Source organism: Nostoc sp. DedQUE04 (genome assembly GCF_034530995.1).
Classification (GTDB): domain Bacteria; phylum Cyanobacteriota; class Cyanobacteriia; order Cyanobacteriales; family Nostocaceae; genus Nostoc.
In genome coordinates, this window is the sequence record NZ_JAVRCA010000136.1 from 1 (window position 1) to 4,641 (window position 4,641).

Sequence of the window (4,641 nt, forward strand, 5' to 3'; positions counted from 1 at the left end):
ACGACCTCTGTGAGGGCTGGCAGCTTGCAAAAGAGACTTAACGGGAAAAGTCAGACTCATATTGGTATTAACGCCGACCGAGAATTAGCCCATCAAGTTAACGGTATAGATGTTATTGTTGGTGGTCATTCCCATACACCACTTGGTAACATGCCTGGTGCAGTAGCACCTTATCCAATAATTGAGAAATCATCTGATGGTCATAAAGTACTGATTGTGACTGATTGGGAATGGGGCAAATATTTGGGAGATATTCTCGTTAGCTTCGATACTAAAGGTGATGTTATTTCTTGGCAAGGTTCCCCTGAACCCGTGAGTAAAGATATTTCACCAGACTTAGCTTTTGAAGAAAAATTACAGCAGTTTGCAGCCCCAATTGAAGCACTACGCCAAAAAGTAATAGGTGAAACAAGTGTAACACTTGATGCAAACCGAATTATCATACGTACTCAAGAAACTAACTTGGGTAACTTGATTACTAATGCGATGCTCGATAAAATCCGTCCAGATGGCGCTCAAGTAGCAATTATCAATAGTGGTAACATCAGAACTAGTATTCCCGCAGGTAACGTAACTCTCGGACAAGTACTGGAAGTATTGCCCTTTGGTAACACAATTACTCGGCTTGATTTGACTGGTACACAACTTAAGCAAGCATTAGAAAACGGTGTTAGCAAAATAGAAGATGGAGAAGGGCGTTTTTTACAGGTAGCAGGACTACGCTTTGAATGGAATCCTACAGCAACTGTAGGCGATCGCGTTTTATCTATCCAAATACAAAACTCCGATGGAAGCTATAAACCACTCGCAGCTAACTCTACTTACCGTGTCATTACTAATAATTTTCTCTTGAGTGGTGGCGATGGTTACGAGGTTTTCAAAAGTGGTAAAAACCAAGTTGATACAGGTTTTCTTTTAGCAGATGTGGTCATAGATTACATTGCTTCTCATTCGCCTGTGAATCAACAAGTTGACAAGCGGATTTTGCAGACCGTTAATTCTTTTCAATAGATCTAGTTTCAATGTTACCAATAGAGGAATCAGGAATCACAATGACATATTTCAAGAGACAAGAAGCTTCAAATTGGGTTAATGGATATACTGTAACCGCTAAAAGTCAGAAGCAAAAGCAAAAATAGTTGATGCTCTTGGTTCAAGTGTCTCAATATCAGGAAATAAGATTGAGGTCAAATATAGCTCAGATGCAACGAAAGTAGTATAAATTTTGAATCAAGTCGGAGTGAAATATTAAGGGGGTTAAGTTGAATATTAGAAGAAATTAATAACTCACAAAAAATGAAGATTTATCTAGTTCTTTCGTTCCTTTCATGGAAATTTGGGATTTATTATTACAAAACCCTTATGGAACAAGGATTATGATACTTTTTTGAAGTTAAATTCATACACAATAAGGCTTTCAAAGATATTTTACCAAGTTTTCCACAGAAATAACTGAAGAGCAATTTATATTTTCTAAGGGATGCAATTAAAACGCATCCCTTATTTTTTTGACTGACAATTATAGTTTTCTACAATCTCAGCTATAAAAATCAACAAATCACTTCCAACAAATCTTGTATCCAAGTTTGTAGAAACATCAAACAATTACATAATCAATCTCTGTAATCTAATAAATATAAGGAGCGGTTGAGAAAAAAAACAAGTTATATCAACTGTCCTTATTCAATCAATCTTAACTCAGGAGAAAATCATGAAAGCTGAAAACAATCAAATCTTCACCGAAGTATCTAGCGAAGAAGCAGTAACTATCAACGGTGGTAGTGGATTTTATCCAGTATATGCAGGATATTCAAGCTACATAAATTCATTCGTTGCTGCATCCGGTGCTTGAAGATATACCCCTTATCCTAGACGTGCTGTTGGTAATGGTCAAAGGAATGCTTATTTGAATGGTGGAACCACAGGACAGTTAAATTATTTGCTAAGTGCAGCAAATTATTTAACTCGTTTTTAATACTTAGTGGTTTATTTTCAATAATTTTGCAGAATTGAAAATGCAATATCTACAGAACCTGTCTTGAAATAGAAGGTTATTTTGAAAAAACCACAAAAAGGCATCTTATTAATAATTCCCTGCTTTACCAAAATGGTGTGTTAACTCCAAGAGCGATCGCTGCTTCAAATCTGCACCACTATGAATGCCCAGTGAGTGCATCTTCGCCGCCGTCACCTCTCCAATGCCGTGGAACTTCTCAATCGCTAGCTGCTCTACAAATGCGATCACATCCTCCGGTAAAATCACGGTTAGTCCGTTGGGCTTGTTCTGCCCTGATGCCATTTTTGCAAGAAACTTGTTAATTGACACACCTGCGGTTGCCGTCAACTGGGTTTCCTGGAAAATTGCAGTTTTGATGTGTCTTGCGATAGTAGAAGCGTAGGGGATACTTTGCTTATTCTCAGTAACATCTAGATATGCTTCATCTAGCGCAACCCCTTCCACTAAATCACTGTAGCGTTTAAAGATAGCGTGGATTGCAGTAGAAATCTCTCGGTAAACGTCGAATCTCGGTCTGACAAAGATAAGCCCAGGACATTTCGCAAAAGCGGTTACTGACGGCATCGCAGAGTAAATACCGAATTTTCTGGCTTCATAACTGGCTGCTGCAACTACGCCTCGTTGATTGGGACTGCCACCGACTACTAACGGTTTGCCTCGGTAGCTAGGGTTGTCCCTCTGTTCCACCGATGCGTAGAAGGCATCCATGTCTACGTGAACTATTTTCCTCGTCTGCATTGTTGTTGAAGTATTACCATTTCTACCAAGCGGCGAGAACGACTATTCTCTCTTTAATTTGTGATTCGATATATTTGAGAAATTTCTCACTCCAATAGTACATTAGCACTAGAGCTTTTGGGCTTTCATCTGCTTTTTCATTGAGAAAGTTTTTGTAGCAATAAAGTTACACTTGATTGAGTAGCATTTTGTCATCACGTTGCCAACGCACGGATTGAGAGGAAGCAAGGGCATGACCTTTTTTTAATTAAAAATTAAAAGTTAAAAATTAAAAATTAAGAAGGATAATAATTTTTAATTAATTTGGGGTACAAGCCCCCCACTGAATCAAAGATTTCAGTGGTCTACAATGAATGGTGGGTTCAAGCCCCCCACTGATTGCAATTTTTAATTCATAATTTTTAATTTTTAATTGGAGCGAAGCGACTTGACTATTGGCGTTTGGGTTCTCGGAGATCAACTTTGGGCTGGGCAGTCAGCGCTAGAGAGTTGCCTACAAAAACACCAACAGACTCCTGTGATTTTTATCGAATCTCTTGCCCATGCAGGGCAACTTCGTTATCACTTGCAAAAACTGGTATTGGTCTGGTCAGCCATGCGTCACTTTGCTGCCGAATTGCGACAGATGAATTGTCTGCACCAGATTCTAACTCAGGTTAAACAAATAGGTTATGCTCATCATATTCAACGGTTGATGGTGTTGAACAACTTTGCAATGATAGCAGGTATCTCCCCCCAAGAACTTAAGGACTGGTTTCATGCCGCCTTTATTGATGGTTACGATTGGGTAATGCAGACTCGCTCCTGAATCAAGAGTTCCTGATTATATTCCGCACCTTGACAATCCTCCAGTACAGTCTATTGGCAACTCTGGCTGGCAAGTGTCTGATGTCTGGCGAGATATTCGAGTAGATGATTTTTGTAATTAAAGCAGACAATTTGTATTCCCAGACGGTTCTGCATCAAGGCGGTTGCAGTTATCCATGATCCGAATGCAATATTGGCAGCAATACCTCTGTCTCTTCGCTGAACCAATATTGTGGCAACCGCCTGAGCAACTTTTGTAAACTATCTTTGCACTCAGTCAAAGCTATAGTTGCATTGTGCCTATAATAAGTTACGGCTAGCTATAACTAAAAGTTAGCACCATGTTAGTGTGTATCGCTGGATTACGCATCAAAGGCGATACCAAAGACAAACAAAATTTATCGGCAGCGCAATAGTTTCTATTCCGTGGCCAACATGCTCTTCTTTGCGATCGCATGTTGGAAAAAGAGTGAGCAGAGGAGCAGAGGGGCAGAGGGGCAGAGGAGATGGAGAAAGAACCTATTAAAAGTCATAAAGATTTGAAAGTTTATCAAATGGCTTTCGATGCCGCCATGAAAATCTTTGAACTCTCCAAAAAGTTTCCTGTTGAAGAGCGTTATTCATTAACGGATCAGATTCGCCGCTCATCTCGTTCTGTGTGTGCAAATATGGCAGAGGCTTGGCGAAAACGTCGTTATGAGGCAGCAATTGTTGCGAAACTGAATGATTGCGAGTCTGAAGCTGCTGAAACTCAGACTTGGATTGAGTTCGCTGTTAAATGTAACTATCTCTCTGTCGAATCAGGTAGAGAACTATATGGAACTTACAACCAAATTTTAGGTGGTCTAGTAAATATGATTGCCAACCCAACACCTTGGTTAATGAAACGTTAGCATTACTTTCTCCTCTGCCCCTCTGCTCCCCTGCTCCCCTGCCTCTCTGCTGGGGAAAGTAGTATTAATCGTATTTTATGTCGGATAAAAGATAAGGGTTTCTTATTTTGTCTTCCACCCCGATCGTGTATTGTCACTGAAAGCATAAGATGAGCAAGTTGCTCACTTTATGGTTTCAAAGCGGGT

4 protein-coding genes and 1 pseudogene are annotated in these 4,641 nt (G+C 39.8%); 4 read left to right on the top strand and 1 reads right to left on the bottom strand.

What is annotated here, in order from left to right:
- Nucleotides 1-1,011 (top strand): bifunctional metallophosphatase/5'-nucleotidase (locus RM049_RS39125; RefSeq protein ID WP_322708099.1); only part of this gene is annotated, 1,011 nt, incomplete at its 5' end.
- 700 nt (nt 1,012-1,711) lie between these two features.
- On the top strand, nt 1,712-1,852 hold the full coding sequence (locus RM049_RS39130; protein WP_322708100.1) for a hypothetical protein: 141 nt from the start codon (nt 1,712-1,714) through the stop codon (nt 1,850-1,852).
- Nucleotides 1,853-2,083: 231 nt separating this feature from the next.
- Here the strand turns inward: RM049_RS39130 and dinB are convergent, their stop codons facing one another.
- The gene (gene dinB, locus RM049_RS39135) at nt 2,084-2,755 is read right to left on the bottom strand and encodes a DNA polymerase IV (protein ID WP_322708101.1); all 672 of its coding nucleotides are present in this window, start codon (nt 2,753-2,755) and stop codon (nt 2,084-2,086) included.
- Between the two features lie 427 nt (nt 2,756-3,182).
- On the opposite strand from dinB, the pseudogene RM049_RS39140 reads away from it, so the two are divergent.
- Nucleotides 3,183-3,554 (top strand): annotated as a pseudogene (locus RM049_RS39140) (cryptochrome/photolyase family protein); the annotation flags it as partial.
- A gap of 514 nt (nt 3,555-4,068) precedes the next feature.
- A complete protein-coding gene (locus RM049_RS39145) occupies nt 4,069-4,455 on the top strand; it encodes a four helix bundle protein (protein WP_322708102.1) in 387 nt (128 codons plus the stop codon).
- The last annotated feature ends 186 nt before the right edge of the window (nt 4,456-4,641 follow it).

Excerpts from the sequence above, each read along its gene's own strand:
- dinB (WP_322708101.1), bottom strand. The coding sequence starts at position 2,755 with ATGCAGACGAGGAAAATAGTTCACGTAGACATGGATGCCTTCTACGCA.
- RM049_RS39130 (WP_322708100.1), top strand. The coding sequence starts at position 1,712 with ATGAAAGCTGAAAACAATCAAATCTTCACCGAAGTATCTAGCGAAGAA.
- RM049_RS39145 (WP_322708102.1), top strand. The coding sequence starts at position 4,069 with ATGGAGAAAGAACCTATTAAAAGTCATAAAGATTTGAAAGTTTATCAA.